The following is a 19116-nucleotide window of genomic DNA, read 5'->3' as shown; positions in this document are numbered from 1 at the left end:
ATAACGCTATGACGTCATATTGCGCCAAAAAACGGATTTGTGCAGGAGTGTTTGCAAGGCGTTGCATGTTCGCCCTTGCAGAGGCTTCGGCGAACGGACATCTGTGATGTCCGTTCTTGCGTCATGCGGGGATCAATCGTTCTTGATTACAATACTGGGGAACTTGCTGCTCATGTCCTTTGCCTTTTCCGCGACCTTGACCGCAACCTTGCGGGCGATCGTCTTGTAAATCGTCGCGATTTGTCCGTCCGGATCGGCGACCACCGTCGGCTTGCCGGAATCGGTCTGTTCGCGAATCGACATGGTCAGTGGCAGCGCACCAAGGAATTCGACGCCATACTCGGCACACATCCTTTCGCCGCCGCCGTGGCCGAAGACCGGTTCCGCATGGCCGCAGTTCGAGCAGATATGCGTGCTCATGTTTTCGACGATACCCAGAATCGGGATGCCGACCTTCTCGAACATCTTCAGGCCCTTGCGCGCATCCAGCAGCGCGATGTCCTGCGGCGTGGTGACGATCACCGCGCCGGTGACCGGAACCTTTTGCGACAGCGTCAGTTGCACATCGCCGGTACCCGGCGGCATGTCGACGATCAGATAATCGAGGTCGCGCCAGTTGGTTTGCTCCAGCAATTGCTGCAGCGCCTGGGTCACGATAGGGCCGCGCCAGACCATGGGTTCGTCCGGGTCGATCATGAAACCGATCGACGATACCTGCAATCCATGGTTTTCCAGCGGCTCCATGGTCTTGCCGTCGACCGTTTCCGGACGTCCATTGATGCCCATCATCATCGGCTGCGAAGGGCCGTAGATGTCGGCATCAAGAATGCCGACCATTGCGCCTTCGGCCGCCAGCGCCAGCGCCAGGTTGACCGCCGTCGTCGATTTGCCGACGCCGCCTTTGCCGGAGGCGACCGCGATAATGTTTTTCACGTTCGGCATCAGCTTGACGCCGCGCTGCGCGGTATGGGCAATGATCTTCGCGTGCACGTTCACGCTGACATTGCCGGCGCCTTCAACCGCGCGTATGGCGGCGATGGTCGCCTTGCGGATCGTATCGAGCTGGCTTTTCGCCGGATAGCCGAGTTCGACGTCGAGCATGACATCGGCGCCGTCGAGACGGATATTCTTGGCGGACTTGGAACTGACCAGGTCCTTGCCGGTATTGGGATCGATGACTTGCGACAGGGCCGCTTTGACGGATTCAATCGAAATGCTCATTACTTCTCCTGATTAGATGAGGGAAGTCTAAACCAGATTGCAGCCGGCGCGCTTGCAAGTTTTGCAGTAGCGAGCTTGTCAGTTTGCCATCGAGTCCGCCATTGGTTCGACAGACAAACGATGCACGACTTACAATGCCTCTTGCTCTTCCACTGATTGCCTACATGATGATAGATACCCAACAGATCACCGGATTGATTCTCGCTGGCGGCCGCGGCTCCCGCATGGGCAGCGTGGACAAGGGCTTGCAAAGCTTTCGCGGCGTGCCGATGGTGTTGCATGTGATCATGCGTCTGTCGCCGCAGGTCGGCATGCTGATGATCAATGCGAATCAGAATCTTGGTCCTTACGAAGGTTTCGGGTTGCCGGTCTGGCCCGATCAATTGACCGGTTTCGAAGGCCCGCTCGCCGGGCTGCAAACCGGGCTGTCGCAATGCGATACCGATTACCTGGTCACCGCGCCCTGCGATTCGCCGTTTTTGCCGGACGACCTGGTTGCGCGTCTGGCGCAGGCATTGTCCGATCACGACGCCGAACTCGCGGTTGCGGTCACCGAGGAAGACGGCAAGCGCCAGCCGCATCCGGTGTTTTGCCTGATGAAGGCATCGGTGCTGTCGAGTCTCAATGCCTTCCTGCAGCAGGGCGGACGCAAGATCGACAGCTGGTATCGCTCGCTGAAGTTTGTCGAAGTGCATTTTCCGGACCAGAGTGCATTTCGCAATATCAATACCCTCGATGAACTACGTCGCTTCGAAGCGACCTGATCCCTATGCCCAGCTTGTCCGAAGTCATCAGTTGCCTGTCGGGTTATGACCCCAACGCGGTGCCGGTTGCGCAGGCCCAGCAAATCATCCGCGATGTGATCGCGCCGGTCCATGCGGTGGAAAAGGTCACGATCCGGGCGGCGCTGGACCGCGTGCTGGCGCAGGATATCGTGTCGCCGATCAATGTACCGCAACACGACAATTCAGCGATGGATGGTTATGCGCTATGTAGCGCCGACCTGGCCGCCGGCGGTGCGACCACGTTGAATGTGATTGCCACCATTCATGCCGGAGGACGCTTCGACGGTCCCGTTGCTATCGGTGAAGCGGTGCGCATCATGACCGGCGCACCGATGCCTGCGCGCTGCGATACCGTGGTGCCGCAGGAATTCACGCAAGCCGCGTCCGAACATGCAGTGACCATTCCGCCAGGTGTCGTAAAGACCGGCGATAACCGTCGCCTGCAAGGCGAAGACCTGATGGCAGGCAAGCCCGCGCTGTTGAAAGGCAAGCTGCTGCGCCCCGCCGATCTCGGCTTGCTTGCCTCGCTGGGCATTGCGGAAGTGCCGGTGCAGCGCCGTCTGCGCGTCGCCTTTTTTTCGACCGGCGACGAATTGCGCTCGATCGGCGAACTGCTGGACGCGGGCTGTGTTTACGATAGCAACCGCTATACGCTGTATGGCATGCTGACCCGCTTAGGTTGCGACATGATCGACATGGGCGTGGTCAAGGATGACCCGCAATCGCTGGAACAGGCTTTTCGCACCGCTTGTGAAAATGCCGATGCGGTGATTACTTCCGGCGGCGTGTCCGTTGGCGAAGCCGATTACACCAGAACGATGATGGCGGCGCTGGGCGATGTGACCTTCTGGAAAATCGGCATGCGTCCTGGACGGCCGATGGCTTTCGGAAAGATTGCCTCGGGCGGCCGCAGTGCCTATCTGTTCGGCTTGCCCGGCAATCCGGTCGCGGTGATGGTGACGTTTTATTTCTTTGCACGCCAGGCTTTGCTGCGCATGATGGGCGCCGACGATACGCCGTTGCCGCTGCTGCGCGTCGTATCGGAATCGGCTATCCGCAAGAAACCTGGACGTACCGAATATCAGCGCGGCATCGTGGAAACGGGCAACGATGGCGTGCAAAGAGTGCGCATTACCGGTGCACAGGGATCGGGCATTCTGCGCTCGATGTCGGAAGCCAATTGCATGGTCGTGTTGCACCATGAGCAGGGCAGCGTCAATGCCGGCGATCCGGTCGACGTCATCATGTTCGATGGGCTGGTCTGATCTTCATGGATAGACTAGTGACCCACTAGTCATAGCCTGCGTTGCCTGATCCCGCAAACAGGCAAGATCGACACGCGGTTGCCGGCGTTCTCCACCCTGCATTCCGTTCGCTTGTTTGATCGGCGTTTAACTCTGTTCCAATTTGTTCCGGCAACGGCGGCATTCGTCCCTTCGCCGGAACGGTGCCTATGCTTGCTGGTCAAAGAAGGGCCAAGAACGGATTGAATTGCACGGCCGTTCCACGCATTCACCTTGGAACGCGCCATGATCAAGCCCGAGCAAATACACATCCTTGAAGCAAGCCTGGGCGGACATGGCGCCAGGTCGATGGCCAACATCAAGGCCGCGCCGGCCGTGCTGCCGAAATTGCCGCCGGATGCGATGGTCATCATTCCGGTGCGCTATCTGGTGCTGTTTCCCGGGATGGTCGTGCCGATCAGCATGGGACGCGAAGTATCGATTGCCGCCGCACAGGAAGCGGTGCGCACCGATAGCGACATCGGTTTGCTGCTGCAACACGATTCCGAAGTCGATTCGCCGCGCACCGACGAGTTGTATCGGGTTGGCACCGCGGCCAGCATCGTCCGCTATATCACCTCGGAAGACGGCGGGCATTACATCGTGTGTCAGGGGCAACAGCGTTTTCGCATCATAGAATTTCTTGACGGCTTTCCTTTTTATGTGGCGCGCGTCGAGCGACTGGAAGACCCTGTGGATCATAGCGCCGATGTCGAGGCGCGCATGATCCCGCTCAAGCAGTTGACCGCCGAAGTCATCGACTTGCTGCCGCAGGCTTCGGCCGAACTGGTATCGGCCGCGCAAAACATGAGTTCGGCATCGGCGCTGGCTGATTTCGTCACCGGTCTGGTCGATGTGCCGTTGCAACAGAAACAGGAAATCCTCGAAACCACCGATCTGCCCGCACGTCTGGACCGGGTGCTCGAAGCGCTGTCCGCACGCATCGAAGTGTTGCGGCTTTCAGAGCAAATCAGCGCGCAAACCAAGGAGCGCATGGAAGATCGCCAGCGCGAATTTTTGCTGCGCGAGCAACTCAAGACGATACAGGATGAACTCGGCGAAGCGGAAAGCGCGAATGCCGAGTTCGACAAATTGAGCGAAGCGATTGCCTGCGCCGGCATGCCGCAGGAAGTGGAAGCGCATGCGCGCAAGGAATTGCAGCGTCTCAAGCGCATGCCGGAAGTCGCCGCCGAATATTCGATGCTGTGCACCTATCTCGAATGGATGAGCGAACTGCCGTGGTCGGCCAGCACGGAAGACCGCATCGATATCGGCGCGGCGCGCACGATCCTGGACCAGGATCATTTCGGCTTGCTCAAGATAAAGCGCCGCATTCTCGAACACCTCGCGGTCCGCAAGCTGAACCCGCACGGCAAAAGCCCGATCCTGTGCTTTGTCGGTCCGCCCGGCGTCGGCAAGACCTCGCTCGGGCAAAGCATTGCGCGCGCGACCGGCCGCAAGTTTGCACGTGTCAGCCTGGGCGGCGTTCATGACGAAGCCGAAATTCGCGGCCACCGGCGCACCTATGTCGGCGCATTGCCCGGTAATATCGTGCAAGCGGTGCGCAAGGCCGGCACCAACAATTGCGTCCTGATGCTCGATGAAATGGACAAGCTCGGCAGCGGCGGCATGCATGGCGATCCTGCGGCTGCGCTGCTTGAAGTGCTCGACCCCGAACAGAATGCCAGCTTCCGCGACAATTACCTGGCGCAGCCTTTCGACCTGTCGAAAGTCATGTTCATCGGTACCGCCAATATGCTCGATACCATCCCCAGTCCCTTGCTCGACCGTATGGAAGTCCTGCATCTGCCCGGTTACACCACAGAAGAAAAAATGCAGATCGCGCACCGTTACCTGATCCAGCGCCAGCTCGAGGCCGACGGCTTGAGCGCGGCGCAATGCGCGATCAGCGAAGAGGCGATTCATGCATTGATCAGCGACTACACGCGTGAAGCCGGCGTGCGCAATCTGGAGCGCGAAATCGGCAATGTATTCCGTCACGCGGCCATGCGTATTGCCGAGGGCTCGGCGCAGCAGGTAAAGGTGAATGAATCCGATCTCGCCGACATACTTGGACCAAGGAAATTCGAAAGCGAACTGGCGCTGCGCACCAGCCTGTCCGGCGTTGCCACCGGGCTCGCATGGACGCCGGCCGGTGGCGATATCCTGTTCATCGAGGCAAGCCGGGCACCCGGTCCTGGCAAACTGATTCTCACCGGCCAACTTGGCGATGTAATGAAAGAAAGCGCGCAGGCGGCGCTGACCTTGGTCAAGGCGCATTGCGCTGAACTTCAGGTCGATCCCGAAGTCTTCGACAAACATGACATTCATATCCATGTGCCGGCCGGCGCCATGCCGAAAGACGGACCGAGCGCCGGCGTTGCAATGTATATCGCACTGGTTTCGCTGGTGCGCGACAGGCCGGTGAACCATGCCTGCGCGATGACAGGCGAGATCAGCTTGCGCGGACTGGTATTGCCGATCGGTGGGGTCAAGGAAAAAGTACTCGCGGCGCTGCAGGCCGGTATCAAGGTCGTGATGCTGCCGGCCCGCAATCGCAAGGACATGGACGACATTCCGGAGGCCGCGCGCAATGGCTTGCGCTTTGTCTGGCTGGAAACGGTGGACGATGCCATGCATGAAGCGCTCGGCCATTTCATCATTGGAGATACGGTATGAATCGAGAGTTGAACCGGCAACGGAATCAAACCTTGCAGCAAGACGGTACACGCTTGGACCTGGTGCAGCAGCATGCGCATGATGTGCCTGCGCAGGCAGCGCAACCTACCTCATTTCAGCGACCGGCCGGCTTTGTTACCTTCCGCTATACATCGACGGAAGTGTTTTCGCACGGTAGTGAACTGCATGTAAAGATGCACGAGACGCGCTATCAGGATGGCCGGCTGAGCTCGCAGGATTGCGAGGGTGCGATTGATCGGCAGGCTTATGAGCGGATGGTCGCCGATGCGCAAGCGGTGTTCCTGAAACAGATGTTCGGCATTGCCCGCTTGCTGCTCGCACCCTTCGGGAGCCACCGCGATTGACGATCAAGCGAGTTCAATTCTCAGCTGTTGCGGCAGGCGCGCATTGACCAGCGGCGCATACAAAATCTCTTGCGGCAGCAGGCGCACTGTTTTCTTTTCAAACAGCGTGGCAAGCGTTTCAGCTGCGAGCGCGACTGACCAGTGGCGCGCCGCACAAGCGTGATTGCCCGCGCCGAAGGTCAAATGCCGGTCGTTGCCGGCCCGCGCAGGATCGAATTGATTCGGATGCGCAAAGATGGCCGGGTCACGGTTCGCCGCTGCCAGTACCAGTAGCACCTGATCGCCTTGACGCAGCCATTGCCCGTCGAGTTGCGTGTCTTGCGTGACGACGCGCCGCGTGTTGTGAATCGGCGGATCAAAGCGCAGTGTTTCCACCACAAGCTGCTGCCAGTATTGCCGGCCTGGGCGCGTATCGTCGGCGCGCCGTGTCAACGCCTGCACCAGGCTATTGCTCAGCAGGCCGCGGCCGGCATCCACGCTCTGGATCAGCAGCCCGATGAAGTTCGCGGTGTAGATATTCAGCGTTGCTTCATCGGGGGCCAGCGCACGCAGCGCCGGCGTCGCAACAATATGCCGGCTGACGATGGAGAAAACCTCTTCCGCCACCGGATTGATGTCGTTTACTTGCTCTTCGGTCTTCGCGGGCAGCATGATTTTCGTCAGGCACTCGGTATGCGGCAGGATGCGTTCAATATCCGTTTGCGCCAAACCCAAGCCCTTCATCACCGCCAGCGCCGGCAGCGTGCGGCATACCGTTGCGACCCAGTCCGTTTCTGTAGCGTCGCCGAGCAACTGCGACAGCATCGTATCGATTGCCGCTGGCTGCAACTGTGCGAACAAGGCCATGACTGCCTGCCGGAAAGCCAGATGCGCAGGCGGGTTCGCCAGACGTGCCAGATGCGCGACCAGCATGCGCCCGGCATCTTTGAGCAAGCGGTTCCTGTCCGCATGTTGCGGTGGAATCCAGGCGCTCGCATCCTGTAGCAAGCTCGTGCACGCCGCATGGCTGTAGACTGCCCACAGGCTATCCGTTTCGTTCCAGACAATGGAGTGATGCTGGCGCTGCTTCGCATAAACGACGTACGGGTCGGCGACGTCGGATTGCAGGAATAAGGCTTTTTTCATTGGTGCTCCCTTGTTACGGCTGGAAAATGCTGTGGCGCCTGCTGCCGGTCGAACAATCCATAGTCGCGCATTACCGTGCCGCGCCAGATGCGCGAAGCAGGTGTTTCCTGCACCGATTGCGGTGCGAATGCGGGATCGGCATCCCACAGGTCGATGTCCTTGTCCGGCGATACCAGGCTTGCAAAGCGCTTGCTGCGCGGCTTCTCGCCCGCAACCGGATATTCCTGCAAGACCAGCAAGGGCGTGCCGGCGGGCACAGCTTCGTCTTGCCTCAACATGCGCACGACGCGAATCCGGTAATCATCGAAAATCGCGGTGCGTCCGGCCGACTGCGCGGCATGATGCTCGCCATGCCCGCGCCACTGCACCAGCGCCGCTTCGGTTTCCCAAAACGATAAGGACAGGATCCAACCCGGATGCGTGCTGCAGCGAAAGCGTTCGATCGAGATGAATCCGGGAATCTCATCCAGCCGCGGTCGCAATGCGGCGGCGGTATCCAGATAGCGTTGGTAGCCGGCGGGCGACGGCAATACTTCAAATACAACTGCAAACATGGTGTCCTCCCTTGATCATGCAGCAATGGTACGATGGCCAATCTCTGGACAGTTCATCGTGAGGTGAAGCATGGAATCCGCCATCCACATCGCAAAAGTTGCCGCATTGCTCGGCGATCCCGCGCGTGCCGCCATGCTGTGGCAATTGATCGATGGTCGCGCCCGCACCGCCGGCGAGCTTGCATTTGCCGCCAACGCATCGGCCCAATCCGCCAGCGGCCATCTGGCCAAGCTGGTCGATGCGGAGCTGCTGCAAGTCGATACGCAGGGCAGGCACCGCTATTATCGCTTTGCCAATCCCACGATCGGCGTCGCGCTGGAATCGCTGGCCGCCATCGCGCCGCGTCCGGTCCTGCGCGCGGTACCGGCGTCACGAGGCACGCCGCCGGCCTTGCGCTTTGCGCGCAGCTGTTACGATCACCTTGCCGGCGAACTGGCGGTCGGATTGTTGACGCACTTGGAAGATAAGGCGCTGCTGACGCGCAGCGACAAAATTTTTGAGGTGTCGGCGCGCGGCGAAAAAGCGTTCCGGCAGTTCGGCATCGACCTCTCGACCTTGCGCGGCGCCAAACGTCAGTTTGCCTGTGGCTGCCTGGACTGGAGCGAGCGCCAGTTCCATCTCGGCGGCGCGCTTGGCGCCGCGCTGCTGCAGCGGATGCTGGAACAGCGCTGGTTATTGCAGGGGCAGCAGGCGCGCGTGCTGCAGTTGACGCCGTCCGGCCGGGAGGGATTGAAAGATGTGTTCGGCATGCGGATATGACGACGTCCCTAGCTGCCGATCGCAACGTCGCCGGCCGCAGCCGAGCGGCTGCCGGCAAGCGGCAAATTGCTCTCGCCGCGGTAAGCGAACACGACTGAGGTCTTCACGCTATCGCCGTTATTCCTGCCTGCCGCATGGAACAAGCCGCTGTGGAAGAACAACACGTCGCCTGGATCCAGTTCAACCGTCACGCCGCGCGCCATGATCGCCTGGTTTTCCGCCACATCCGGCCGCAGGAAATCGAGGTCATCGAGTTGCGAACGCTGGATGTCGAGCCGATGCGAGCCGGGGATGACCTTCAATGCGCCATTGGCTTCCTTTTCGCTGCCCAGCGCTAGCCAAACCGAAATCAGATCGTTGCGCGCAAACGACCAGTAGCGAATGTCGCGATGCCAGCCGGTGGCCGTGCCATAGTTCGGATGCTTGGTCATTACGCAGTTGTGATGCGCAAGCGTCAGGAACACGCGCTCTCCGATCAGCTCGCGCAGCCAGCGGCCCAGTTGCGCATCTTCGGCCCAGGCGCGGAAGGCCGGATCGCGCTGGTAAGCGGCGCGCAATCGGCGCACCGTGCGGCCGCCGGGGGCGTCGAGCGAGGCGGGAGCGCCGTCATAACCGACCTCGGCTTCATACTCGAGCGGCGCAATCGCTTGCCGCAAATGCTCCTGCGTGACCGCCAGCATGGCGGCGCAGGCGGCAGGAGACACCAGCTGCCTGAAGACCAGGTAGCCGTCATGTCTGAATTGTTCGATCTGTGCTGCTGAAAGCGACATCTTGCATTTCCTCCCGAAGGACTCTACGTTAGCGCAAATCGCCATGTTTTGCGCAGTTCGATGATCGGCGATGCGGTGACAACATAGGGAGGGATATGGACAACAAGACTTGCTGGACGGGACGCCGCGACGCATTGCGGCACATTGCCGCCAGCGGCGCGATCGGTAGTGGTATTTTCGGCATGCTGCGAGAGGCGCTGGCGGACAATCCGAAAACCGGCATGCGCAGCGTCAAGGGCGGGGTCACGATCGATGGCAAGCCGGCGATCATCGGCCAGCAGGTCGGTCCCGGCCAACGCGTCGTCACCGCGGGCGACGGCGAAGCCGTGTTCGTGATCGGCGACGATGCATTCCTGCAGCGCGAAAACAGTGAATTCGGCATGGAAAGCGGTGCCGGCATCGTGGTTCTGCGCTACCTGACCGGGAAGATATTGAGCGTGTTCGGCACCGGGGCCAAGCAATTGATTACGCCGACGGCAACGATCGGTATCCGCGGAACCGGCTGCTATATCGAGGCCGAACCGGATCGAACCTATTTCTGCCTGTGCTATGGAGGAGCGGTAGTGCAGCCGAACGCCAACCCGGCCATGAGTAAAATCCTGCGCACCAGACATCATGAGCAACCGCTCATCATCAGTTCCAGCGCCGCTCAGGACGCGATGCTTCCGGCCGGTGTCATCAATCACACCGATGCAGAGCTGGTCATGCTGGAAGCACTGGTAGGACGCAAGCCGCCGTTCGACGGGCAGGATCGGTACTGAACGGCCGGACCGCTAACGCCCCTGGCCGAAATAGCCCCCGCCTGTGGCTTGATGCTGACGCTCGGCCAGTGCCCACAGCTTATTGCCATTTCTGCTGCGATGGTCGAAGGGTTTTTTCTGCTCGCTCGCGACCGTGTCGCTCTCGCCAAGCGCTGCCTGCACATTGGCTTTGAACGCTTCACGGAAGGCGGCCGACGAAAAGCAGGATGTCGCATGTTCTCCCACCACGATGGTCATCGTATCGCCCGATTGCACGAAGCCGCACGCGGCAGACGCCGCCAATGGCATCAGGAGGGCGGTAGCAAGAAGGGCTATGGTGGATTTCGGCATGTCTGCTCACAAAAGTGCAAGGCATGCCAAAGGCGGAAGCTTGGCTTCGCTTCGGAAGGCGGCCCCGCTGCCATGAGAGAAATTCTCTTTTAGGCCGGAAGCTTTGCGTCCCGGTCTTTCGACCGGTTTGCCCTGCGGTGAATGGTTGCCAGAAGTATAGCAGTTTGCAGATTTTGTATCCTGGAGGCAATATTTATCGGCCAAGCCGGAAATCGGTCTGCTTCGGCCGTCCCGCCAAATCCAGTGTCGCCCGTGCCGCCGGCGACTGGCTGATGATGCGTCCACGCCGTATCACGTAACGCCGCGCCGCGCGCAGCCGGATCGCCTCGATCGCATTGCCGGCGTCGAGGATCACCAGGTCGGCATGGCAGCCCGGCTGCAAGCCGTAGCCTTCCAGGCCGAGTATGCGCGCCGGATTTTCCGTCACTGCATCGAAGCAGGCGCGCATCGCCTGCTGGCCGGTCATTTGCGCGACATGCAATCCCATGTGCGCGACTTCCAGCATGTCGCCCGACCCGAGGCCATACCAGGGATCCATCACGCAGTCGTGGCCGAACGCGACATCGATGCCGGCCGCCATCAGTTCCGGCACGCGGGTCATGCCGCGCCGTTTCGGATAGCTGTCGTGCCGGCCTTGCAAGGTGATATTGATGAGGGGATTGGCGATCGCGGCCACGCCGGCCTCGCGAATCAGCGGCAGCAGCTTGCTGACGTAGTAGTTGTCCATCGAATGCATCGACGTCAGGTGCGAGCCGGCCACCCGGCCATGCAGGCCAAGCCGGTTGGCATGATAGGCAAGCGTTTCGATATGGCGCGACTGCGGATCGTCGGATTCATCGCAATGCATGTCCACCCGCAATCCCTGTTCCGCCGCAAACTCGCACAACAGTCTTACCGATTCCGCGCCATCGGCCATGGTGCGCTCGAAATGCGGGATGCCGCCGACCACGTCGACCCCCATCGCGATCGCGCGCTTCAGGTTGTCGAAGGCCGACGCGCTGCGCAGCAGTCCATCCTGCGGAAACGCGACCAGCTGCATGTCGATATAGGGCGCGACCCGGCGCTTCACTTCCAGCAAGGCTTCCACCGCCAGCAGACGGTCATCGCAGATATCGACATGGGTGCGGATGGCGAGCAGGCCGCGCGCGACGGCCCAGTCGCAATACTGCATCGCACGCTCGATCAGGGCTTCCTGCGCCAGCATCGGCTTGAGCTCACCCCAGAGCGCGATGCCTTCCAGCAGCGTGCCCGACTGGTTCACCCGCGGCAAGCCATAGCTGAGAGTGGCATCCATATGAAAATGCGCATCGACGAAGGGCGGCGTGACGAGGTCGCCGCCGGCATCGATTTCCTGTGCCGCGTGCAGCGCCAGATCGGTGCCGATGGCCGCGATACAGCCGTCGGCCACCGCAATATCGACGCGGGTATTGTCCGGCAGCGTGGCGTTACGAATGATCAGGTCCATGCAGTGTCCCCGTGTTGGGATTACGTTGTCATGCCGGCCGAGTCGGCGCCATCTCCGCCCCGCAATTCTTGCAGAAGCGGGCATGCTCGTCATGTCCGGTGCTGCCGCATGCCGCACAGCTGCGCGAACCGGATGCCGTCTTCGGCGTGGCGGTCAGCCGCTGCGTGGTCATTTCCGCGGTCACGATACCGGTCGGCACCGCCAGCACGCCCCAGCCCAGCAGCATCATGATCGACGCCAGCGCCTTGCCGACATCGGTTTGCGGCGTCATGTCGCCGTAGCCGACCGTGGTCATCGTCACGATCGCCCAGTACATCGATTTCGGAATGCTGGTAAAGCCATGAGCCGGCCCTTCGAGCACATACATCAGCGTTCCCATCACCAGCACCGCCATCAGGACAATGGATAGAAATACCATGATCTTGCGGCGGCTCGCGCTGATCGCGCTGGTCAGGACTTGATATTCCTGCACATACAGCGTGAGCTTGAAGATCCGGAAAACGCGGATCAGCCGCAGGATGCGCACATCAAGCAAGGCATGTACTTCGGGGATAAAGAAGGCCAGGTAAGTCGGCAATACCGACAACAGATCGATGATGCCGAAGAAACTGGTGGCATAGCGCAGCGGCCGCTTCACGCAGGCCAGCCGCAGTGCATATTCGGCGGTAAAGCCGAGGGTGAATATCCATTCCAGCACGTCCATCAGGCGGTCGTGGCGTGCGCTGATCGCTTGCACGCTATCGAGGATCACCACCAGGATGCTCAGCAGGATGGCGGCGATCAAGGCCTTGTCGAAACGGCGTCCGGCGTCGGTATCGGCTTCAAAGATGACGGTGTACAGGCGAAGCCGCCAGCCCCCGTCAGGTTTCCCGAACGGCAGGGGCAAGGGAGAAAAAGGTGGGGGCAGATCACGGTTCATGGGGAAAATTGGGCAAAAGGAGCGGTGTCGCCGGACGTCGGCCGGGATAAACAATATCAGCTATTGCTGCGGTGGCTCCGGATAAAACACCGCCAGCCAGACCGTGTCCGTGCCGTCATCGATGGTCCAGTCGACCCGGTGACGTTCTCCGGCCGGAATGTCGACGTGATCGCCCGCGTTCAGCAGCAGCACCCGGTCGCCGCGCTCGAAACGCAGCCGCGCCTGGCCCTTGAGCACGATGACCCATTCATTTTCGGCTTGCTCATACCAGAATCCGGGCGGAGAACAGTGGCCGCGCGATACGATGCGTTCGATGCGGACATGGTTGTTGCCGGCCAGCGTTTCGATCATTTCAGCGGGCAAGGCTGAGGGCAAGCCGTGATATAGATTGTTGATGTTCATGCAATCGATGCAATTGAAGTCTATGTTTAGAGCCCTTTCGTCCTGACTGTACCGTCAATCCCGGACGATTTGCTTGCGGCACGGCGTTGCGAGGGGCCGCCGAGGCTTCCTTGCCATGGCTCGCCATGTCGCGTCGCCGCGCCTTGTTCCGCAACCAAATCGCCTCGGCCTTGCCTGGTCCACTCAGGACGAAAGGGCTCTAGCCAAGCGTGTCTTTGCGGCAGCTTTCACCGCAAGCCGAATTTAATTTGAAATTGTCATGGTCAGGGAAATAAATCGCTACAAAGGGCGATTTTCCGTGAAAAGAACGCAAGATAATTTGCTTCTACCTTGCTCATAATCCCATCCAGAACTTAACCCGTTCATAACGCTGGCCCTGCCGACATGATCGGAAGTGCCTTGGGGATACTTAAACTAGGAATCAATATGTACCTGAACAAGATTATCGGCGGCCTCGCCCTGGCTGGCCTGGTCGGCATGGCATACGCACAAGAAACCGTCGTGAAGATCGGCCATAGCGGCCCGCTCTCCGGCGCGCAATCGTTTGCCGGCAAGGACAATGAAAACGGCGTTCGTCTCGCCATCGAAGAATTGAACGCCAAGCCGATCACCGTCGGCGGCAAGAAGCTCAAGTTCGAACTCTTGAGCGAAGACGATCAGGCCGATCCGAAAGCCGGCGTCAACGTGGCGCAGAAGCTGATCGACAGCGGCGTCAAATTCGTCGTCGGCCCGTATAACTCCGGTGTGGCGATTCCCGCTTCGCGCGTCTACAACGATGCCGGCGTGATCATGGCGACCGTCGGTTCCAACCCGAAGATCACCGAGCAGGGTTACAAGAGCCTGTACCGTATCAATGCCAGCGATTCGCAGCTGGGCTCCAAGATGGCGCTGTATGCAGCCAAGGAATTGAAGCTGAAGAACGTTGCCGTCATCGATGACCGCACCGCCTACGGCCAGGGCGTCGCCGAAGAATTCAAGAAGCAGGCAAAGGCGTCGGGCATGAATGTGCTCGGCCATGAATTCACCAATGACAAGGCGTCGGACTTTACCGCGATCCTGACCAACCTGAAAGCGAAAAAGGTCGAGGCGATTTTCCTCGGCGGTTATGCACCGCAGGGCGGCCCAATGGCGCGCCAGATGAAACAGCTCGGCGTCAATGCCAAACTGCTGGGCGGCGACACCATCTGCGCGGCGGAAATGGGTCGTCTGGGTGGCGACGCGGTCGGTGAAAACGTGCTCTGCGCGCAAGGCGGCGCCATTCTGGACAAGGCCGCGAGCGGTCCTGAATTCAAGGGCAAGTATAAAAAGCGCTTCAACCAGGAGCCGGAAGTGTATGCGGCATCGTTCTATGACGGCATGATGATGTATGCCGATGCGATGAAAAAGGCCAACTCGGTTGATGCCGCCAAGGTCAACGCCGAGTTGCAGAAGGGCTCGTACAAGGGTGTTGCCGGCACTTATGCATTCGACGAAAAGGGCAACATGAAGCAGTCGCCGGTGACCATTTTCACGTTCAAGAACCAGCAACCGGTTGCCGTGACGAGCTATTGATCGCAACGGGACAAGCAGCCATCCTGATGGGCTAAAAATGAGTTCAGGAAAAAGCGGCGCTTCGGCGCCGCTTTTTTATTGGGCGCGCTTTTTGGCGTTTCATATTGCCAAGCGGCATCAACAAGTTTTGTTGATAAATAGACATGCGCACCGGGTTTAAGGCATCATGTAAGCGATAAGGACATCGGCTCGCGTAACACAGTGATCTAGACGGGGGAGGAGCAGCGTGTTGAATGTGTTAGCCCAAGGGTTTTGCGCCAGTGGCGGGCAGCCGCCGGATGCTTGTTTGTCGTGGAGCGGGAAATGGCTTTGGATTTCCATGTTTTCAGACGCCGCGATCGGCATCGCCTACTACATCATTTCATTCGCCTTGCTGTATTTCATGCACAAGCGGCGGTACACGCCATTCCGCTGGATGTTCGGAATGTTCGCGGCGTTCATCTTCTTGTCCGGTACCACCCATATCGCTTCCGTCTGGACGTTCTGGCACCCTGATCAAATGCTCGTTACCGTGCTGAATGCGGCGGCCGCCCTTGTCGCGATGGCGGCCGCCGCGCTGCTGTGGCCGGTGATACCGAAGGCGGTGCTATTGCCGGCGAATCGACAGTTGCAGGAAGTGATCAACCAGCTTGAACATGAAATCGACGAGCGCAAGAAAGCCGAGACCGCAGCCCGCGAATCGCAGGCCACCTTGCGCGAGCTGGCCGCCTATCAGGAGCGTATACGGGAAGACGAACGCAAGCGGATCGCCCGCGAAATCCATGACGAGCTTGGCCAAAACCTGCTTGCATTGCGGCTCGATGTGGCCAGCCTGCATGAACGGGCAAGCGAACGACATCCGGTTCTGCAGCGCCGCGCCGCGACCGCGCTGGAATACATCGATACCACGATGAAATCGATTCGCACCATCATGAACAATCTGCGGCCGTCGGTACTCGACCTTGGCTTGCCGGCGGCGGTCGAATGGCAGGTCAGGCAATTCGAGGCACGCAACGCGATTCTGTGCGAGCTGTTCCTGACTGACCATGGGCAATCCGTACCGGATGCCCATGCAACTGCTGCTTTCCGCATCTTGCAGGAATCGCTCAACAATATAGGCCGCCACGCGCGCGCCACCTATGTGCGCGTTGAAATGCGCATTGACCCGCGCTTGCTGACCCTGGCGATCAAGGACAATGGCGTGGGCATGTATCCCGGAGACCGGCGCAAGGCGCACCGCTACGGCTTGGTCGGCATCGAGGAGCGCATCACGATCCTGGGCGGCGAACTGCATATCGAAAGCACGCCCGGGCATGGCACGGTATTGCAGATCACGATTCCGCTCGCCGATGACGTGTCGGCCGAGCGTCATACGCAGACCGCGGCGGCTCCGGTCGGCGTATGAGCCGGATTGCATGTCATTCAACAAGAGAGACCTACGTGGACATTAATGCTGTAACGATTATCGATTTCTGGTTCGGTAGCGAACAGGATGACAGGGCGGTCGCCGACCGTCAGGCGGCACTATGGTGGTCGAAAAACACGGCGCTCGATGCCGACATGCGTGAACGCTTCGCTGGCGCGACCCGCGATGCCGCTGCACATGCGCTCGACGATTGGGCCGACACATCGGCCGGACTGCTGGCACTGATCCTGCTGACCGACCAGTTTCCCCGGAATATGTATCGGGACACGCCACAATCATTTGCCTTCGATGAGCTGGCGCGCGACTGGTGCAAGCAGGGCTTGCACCAGGGTATGCATGCAACGCTCAGGCCGATAGAACGCGTTTTCTTTTACCTGCCGCTTGAGCATTCCGAATCGCTGGCAGACCAGGATCTCGCGGTCAGCCTGTTCAGCGAACTCGCAGCAAAGGCCCTGCCCTTGCATCGGACGGCGTTCGATGGCTTCTATGGCTTTGCTATTCGCCATCGCGAAGTCATCCGGCGTTTCGGGCGCTTTCCACACCGTAACCACATACTCGGCCGCGACTCGACGCCGGAAGAAATCGCCTTTCTGCAGGAAAAGGGTTCTTCGTTCTAGCTTCCCGGACGGTAGGTATAGCTTGCATGTTTACAGTAGTCAGTAGTGGCATTCCGGCCCCTCCCGTGCGTCGGCGGCCGGTTAGCAAGCATCGGCTTTCCGTGCCGCTATGTGGTTTGCTGCAATTTCCACTGCGGAAGATGCAATAATCGAGGATCACGCAACTGCACAAAGGAATAACATGATTCTCGAACTCGCGGATATCCGCATTCAAGCCGGCAAACAAACCGAATTCGACGCTGCCATTCAGCGCGGCCTTGAGCAAGTGATTTCCAAGGCAAAGGGATTTCAGGGTTATAAAGTCAACAAGGGTATTGAATCGCCGGAACGCTATATCCTGACGATTTTCTGGGACACGCTGGAAAACCATACCGTCGATTTCCGCGAATCGGCGGCGTTCCAGGAATGGCGCGCGATCGTCGGTCCGTACTTTGCCGCGCCGCCCGTGGTCGAACATTTCAGCTTGCTGGCAAAGTCGGCCTGACTGAAGAGCCGATCATGACGGGTCGATGTCGGATTCAGTCCTACAGGCAAATCCTATCGTTGGCCCGTATTGCATCAATTCAATTCAATCGCCTGCAGGCGATGATATGATCCGACGGCGTATCTGCGCATCGAGGAAATAGAACAAGCAGAACAAGCGATCAAATCGATGCAGCATACAAGTATGCGAACAACGCCACTGCCAGTGAGGTCGAACAAGAATGCCATTTAATGCTGATGTAATTACATTGACACTGCTTGTGCTGCTCGCTGCGCTTGTCATCGGCATCATCGCCTTCAGTATCACCGTCAAGGCCAAGGCACGCCGTGCGCAACGCGATATCGCCGCAATCAACGCAACCATCATCGATTACTTCCGGCGCAGCGGCGTGCAGGTTGCCTGCGACAGCACCCGTCTGGCCGGCCGCAAGGCGTTTACCGCCATCGTCGAGTCCGAACCGATGAAGCGTTTCCGGCTCTCGCACATCATCGAAATGACGCTGCGCGAACATGTGCGCAAGAATTGCAGTCTGCAACTGGAAAAAGTCTACTGGCGCTTCCCGATCAAGGAAGCCGCGCCGGCCCAGCCGGGCGACATGCCGGCCGAAGCCGGCAGCGATGCCGCCAAGCCGGATGAAACCTCGGACGAGTACATCAACGAGGGTCTTGAACACTACCGCCACATTCCCAAGCCTGAAGTCACCGAACTGGATTGGGAAACCTTCGAACAGGTCTCTACTCTCGGACGCGAAAAGGGCGAACGGCAGGACAATCCCTGAAGTTTACTTCCAGGCCCTTCGTACCGCTACCGGCACGGCGCCGGTGCTCTGTGGTTCCACCCATCCTGCCTTCCCCGCATCAAGCGCGCCGGGAATTCGCCCGTGCTGAAACCTTAGAGCGCAGCGGGATTACAGCTCAACTATTGCACTTCAATGTGGTACAGGCCCCAAGGGCATGATCCGAAACGCTCGTTGAGCGGGCGCGCAGCCATGTCCGGAAAGCGGTCCGCATCATAGACGGCCCATAGCGGTCCGACACCGCCCAGCGGCATCGGATGCTCATCCATGTGCGTCGCCACGATGAAACGGTGCTTCTTCAATTCCGCCACGGTGACTGCCACTGCATAGCCATCGATTGCGCGCAACAGCAGTTGCGCATCGTCGCGCGGAGCGGCGCCGGCAGCCTTGACGACATCCAGCAGCAGGGGACCGCGCAATGCGTGCGGCTTGGCATCGTATTCCAGCGTCGGGCGGATGGCGACTGAAGGCAGTGCGGTCAATGCGGCAAAGTCGAAGCCATGCGCCTTGTCGAACTTCACGCCTTGCTTCTTCATCATCTGGTCAAGCGCTGGATCGAGCGGACCGCGATTGCCGGCGCCGATCGCGCCGGTCACCGTCAACAGTGTCGGTGTCTGCCGCCTGGTATTGGCAGGCGTGGCCATGACACTGGCAGGCAATGCCGCACCGGTGGCCAGCGCGGCTGCGATGAATTTGCGTTTATTCAAGCATCCTCCTGAATAATTGTTAGGGAATATCGCGCTCGATTTTACCCGTGCGATCCGACTGAGCAAGATCAAGCGGCCGGCCCTGCGTACGGATAAAGGCGCAATTGCGTGCGATTATCTTGCACGGGGTATCATTT

Annotated in this window: 20 protein-coding genes and 1 riboswitch; of the genes, 11 read left to right on the top strand and 9 right to left on the bottom strand. The window is 59.6% G+C overall.

Annotated elements, in window-relative coordinates; genetic code table 11:
* Positions 1 to 132: 132 nt before the first annotated feature.
* A complete protein-coding gene (apbC, locus tag D3871_RS15850; RefSeq protein ID WP_119769773.1) occupies positions 133 to 1221 on the bottom strand; it encodes an iron-sulfur cluster carrier protein ApbC in 1089 nt (362 codons plus the stop codon).
* 167 nt (positions 1222 to 1388) lie between these two features.
* On the opposite strand from apbC, the gene mobA reads away from it, so the two are divergent.
* From mobA to D3871_RS15830, 4 genes are all read left to right on the top strand, one after another.
* Entirely contained in the window at positions 1389 to 1985 is a 597-nt protein-coding gene (gene mobA / locus D3871_RS15845) for a molybdenum cofactor guanylyltransferase MobA (protein WP_119770110.1), read from the top strand.
* Positions 1986 to 1990: 5 nt separating this feature from the next.
* Positions 1991 to 3271 carry a molybdopterin molybdotransferase MoeA gene (gene moeA, locus D3871_RS15840; protein WP_119769772.1) on the top strand — a complete coding sequence of 427 codons (1281 nt, stop codon included), beginning with the start codon at positions 1991 to 1993 and terminating at the stop codon, positions 3269 to 3271.
* Between the two features lie 327 nt (positions 3272 to 3598).
* Complete coding sequence (gene lon, locus D3871_RS15835; protein WP_119770109.1) at positions 3599 to 5968, top strand: endopeptidase La; 2370 nt, start codon at positions 3599 to 3601, stop codon at positions 5966 to 5968.
* Positions 5965 to 6333, top strand: coding sequence for a hypothetical protein (locus D3871_RS15830; protein ID WP_119769771.1), 369 nt, complete (start codon positions 5965 to 5967; stop codon positions 6331 to 6333). The genes lon and D3871_RS15830 overlap by 4 nt, the downstream gene beginning before the upstream one ends.
* A 3-nt stretch (positions 6334 to 6336) precedes the next feature.
* Here the strand turns inward: D3871_RS15830 and D3871_RS15825 are convergent, their stop codons facing one another.
* Together D3871_RS15825 and D3871_RS15820 are read right to left on the bottom strand one after the other, a co-directional pair.
* Complete coding sequence (locus D3871_RS15825; RefSeq protein ID WP_119769770.1) at positions 6337 to 7458, bottom strand: cytochrome P450; 1122 nt, start codon at positions 7456 to 7458, stop codon at positions 6337 to 6339.
* Positions 7455 to 8012: an antibiotic biosynthesis monooxygenase family protein gene (locus D3871_RS15820; RefSeq protein WP_119769769.1), complete on the bottom strand. Its 558-nt coding sequence runs from the start codon at positions 8010 to 8012 to the stop codon at positions 7455 to 7457. Before D3871_RS15820 ends, D3871_RS15825 begins: the two co-directional genes overlap by 4 nt.
* 70 nt (positions 8013 to 8082) lie before the next feature.
* Here D3871_RS15820 and D3871_RS15815 point away from each other — a divergent pair, with 70 nt between their 5' ends.
* Positions 8083 to 8772 carry an ArsR/SmtB family transcription factor gene (locus D3871_RS15815; RefSeq protein WP_119769768.1) on the top strand — a complete coding sequence of 230 codons (690 nt, stop codon included), beginning with the start codon at positions 8083 to 8085 and terminating at the stop codon, positions 8770 to 8772.
* An 8-nt stretch (positions 8773 to 8780) separates the two neighbouring features.
* Here the strand turns inward: D3871_RS15815 and D3871_RS15810 are convergent, their stop codons facing one another.
* Positions 8781 to 9542: a phytanoyl-CoA dioxygenase family protein gene (locus D3871_RS15810; RefSeq protein WP_119769767.1), complete on the bottom strand. Its 762-nt coding sequence runs from the start codon at positions 9540 to 9542 to the stop codon at positions 8781 to 8783.
* Positions 9543 to 9637: 95 nt separating this feature from the next.
* Between D3871_RS15810 and D3871_RS15805 the strand changes: the two genes are divergently transcribed.
* Complete coding sequence (locus D3871_RS15805) at positions 9638 to 10303, top strand: FecR family protein (protein WP_199724781.1); 666 nt, start codon at positions 9638 to 9640, stop codon at positions 10301 to 10303.
* 12 nt (positions 10304 to 10315) lie between these two features.
* On the opposite strand, the gene D3871_RS15800 is transcribed toward D3871_RS15805, so the two are convergent.
* The 4 genes from D3871_RS15800 to D3871_RS15785 all read right to left on the bottom strand — a co-directional run bounded on the left by D3871_RS15800 (position 10316) and on the right by D3871_RS15785 (position 13419).
* The gene (locus D3871_RS15800; RefSeq protein ID WP_119769766.1) at positions 10316 to 10633 is read right to left on the bottom strand and encodes a hypothetical protein; all 318 of its coding nucleotides are present in this window, start codon (positions 10631 to 10633) and stop codon (positions 10316 to 10318) included.
* Between the two features lie 54 nt (positions 10634 to 10687).
* A riboswitch (cyclic di-GMP riboswitch) is annotated at positions 10688 to 10775 on the bottom strand.
* A gap of 51 nt (positions 10776 to 10826) precedes the next feature.
* Positions 10827 to 12098, bottom strand: a complete 1272-nt coding sequence (locus D3871_RS15795) for an amidohydrolase family protein (RefSeq protein WP_119769765.1) — start codon at positions 12096 to 12098, stop codon at positions 10827 to 10829.
* A gap of 28 nt (positions 12099 to 12126) precedes the next feature.
* The gene (locus tag D3871_RS15790; RefSeq protein ID WP_119769764.1) at positions 12127 to 13017 is read right to left on the bottom strand and encodes an ion transporter; all 891 of its coding nucleotides are present in this window, start codon (positions 13015 to 13017) and stop codon (positions 12127 to 12129) included.
* Positions 13018 to 13077: 60 nt separating this feature from the next.
* Positions 13078 to 13419 carry a cupin domain-containing protein gene (locus D3871_RS15785; RefSeq protein ID WP_119769763.1) on the bottom strand — a complete coding sequence of 114 codons (342 nt, stop codon included), beginning with the start codon at positions 13417 to 13419 and terminating at the stop codon, positions 13078 to 13080.
* Between the two features lie 426 nt (positions 13420 to 13845).
* Here D3871_RS15785 and D3871_RS15780 point away from each other — a divergent pair, with 426 nt between their 5' ends.
* The 5 genes from D3871_RS15780 to D3871_RS15760 all read left to right on the top strand — a co-directional run bounded on the left by D3871_RS15780 (position 13846) and on the right by D3871_RS15760 (position 18254).
* A complete protein-coding gene (locus D3871_RS15780; protein ID WP_119769762.1) occupies positions 13846 to 14970 on the top strand; it encodes a branched-chain amino acid ABC transporter substrate-binding protein in 1125 nt (374 codons plus the stop codon).
* A 226-nt stretch (positions 14971 to 15196) separates the two neighbouring features.
* Positions 15197 to 16354: a sensor histidine kinase gene (locus tag D3871_RS15775; RefSeq protein WP_476638922.1), complete on the top strand. Its 1158-nt coding sequence runs from the start codon at positions 15197 to 15199 to the stop codon at positions 16352 to 16354.
* Between the two features lie 35 nt (positions 16355 to 16389).
* Positions 16390 to 16992, top strand: coding sequence for a DUF924 family protein (locus D3871_RS15770; protein ID WP_233575628.1), 603 nt, complete (start codon positions 16390 to 16392; stop codon positions 16990 to 16992).
* A gap of 181 nt (positions 16993 to 17173) precedes the next feature.
* Positions 17174 to 17476: an antibiotic biosynthesis monooxygenase family protein gene (locus D3871_RS15765; protein ID WP_119769759.1), complete on the top strand. Its 303-nt coding sequence runs from the start codon at positions 17174 to 17176 to the stop codon at positions 17474 to 17476.
* A gap of 247 nt (positions 17477 to 17723) precedes the next feature.
* Positions 17724 to 18254 (top strand): hypothetical protein, encoded by a 531-nt coding sequence (locus D3871_RS15760; protein WP_158597945.1) that lies wholly within the window; start codon positions 17724 to 17726, stop codon positions 18252 to 18254.
* A gap of 140 nt (positions 18255 to 18394) precedes the next feature.
* Here the strand turns inward: D3871_RS15760 and D3871_RS15755 are convergent, their stop codons facing one another.
* Complete coding sequence (locus D3871_RS15755; RefSeq protein WP_119769757.1) at positions 18395 to 18979, bottom strand: putative pterin-binding protein; 585 nt, start codon at positions 18977 to 18979, stop codon at positions 18395 to 18397.
* Positions 18980 to 19116 lie beyond the last annotated feature (137 nt).

This window comes from Noviherbaspirillum saxi (assembly GCF_003591035.1).
Classification (GTDB): Bacteria; Pseudomonadota; Gammaproteobacteria; order Burkholderiales; family Burkholderiaceae_D; genus Noviherbaspirillum; species Noviherbaspirillum saxi.
Note: the sequence above shows the minus strand (reverse complement) of the source record. Positions and strands in the feature narration are given on the sequence as shown.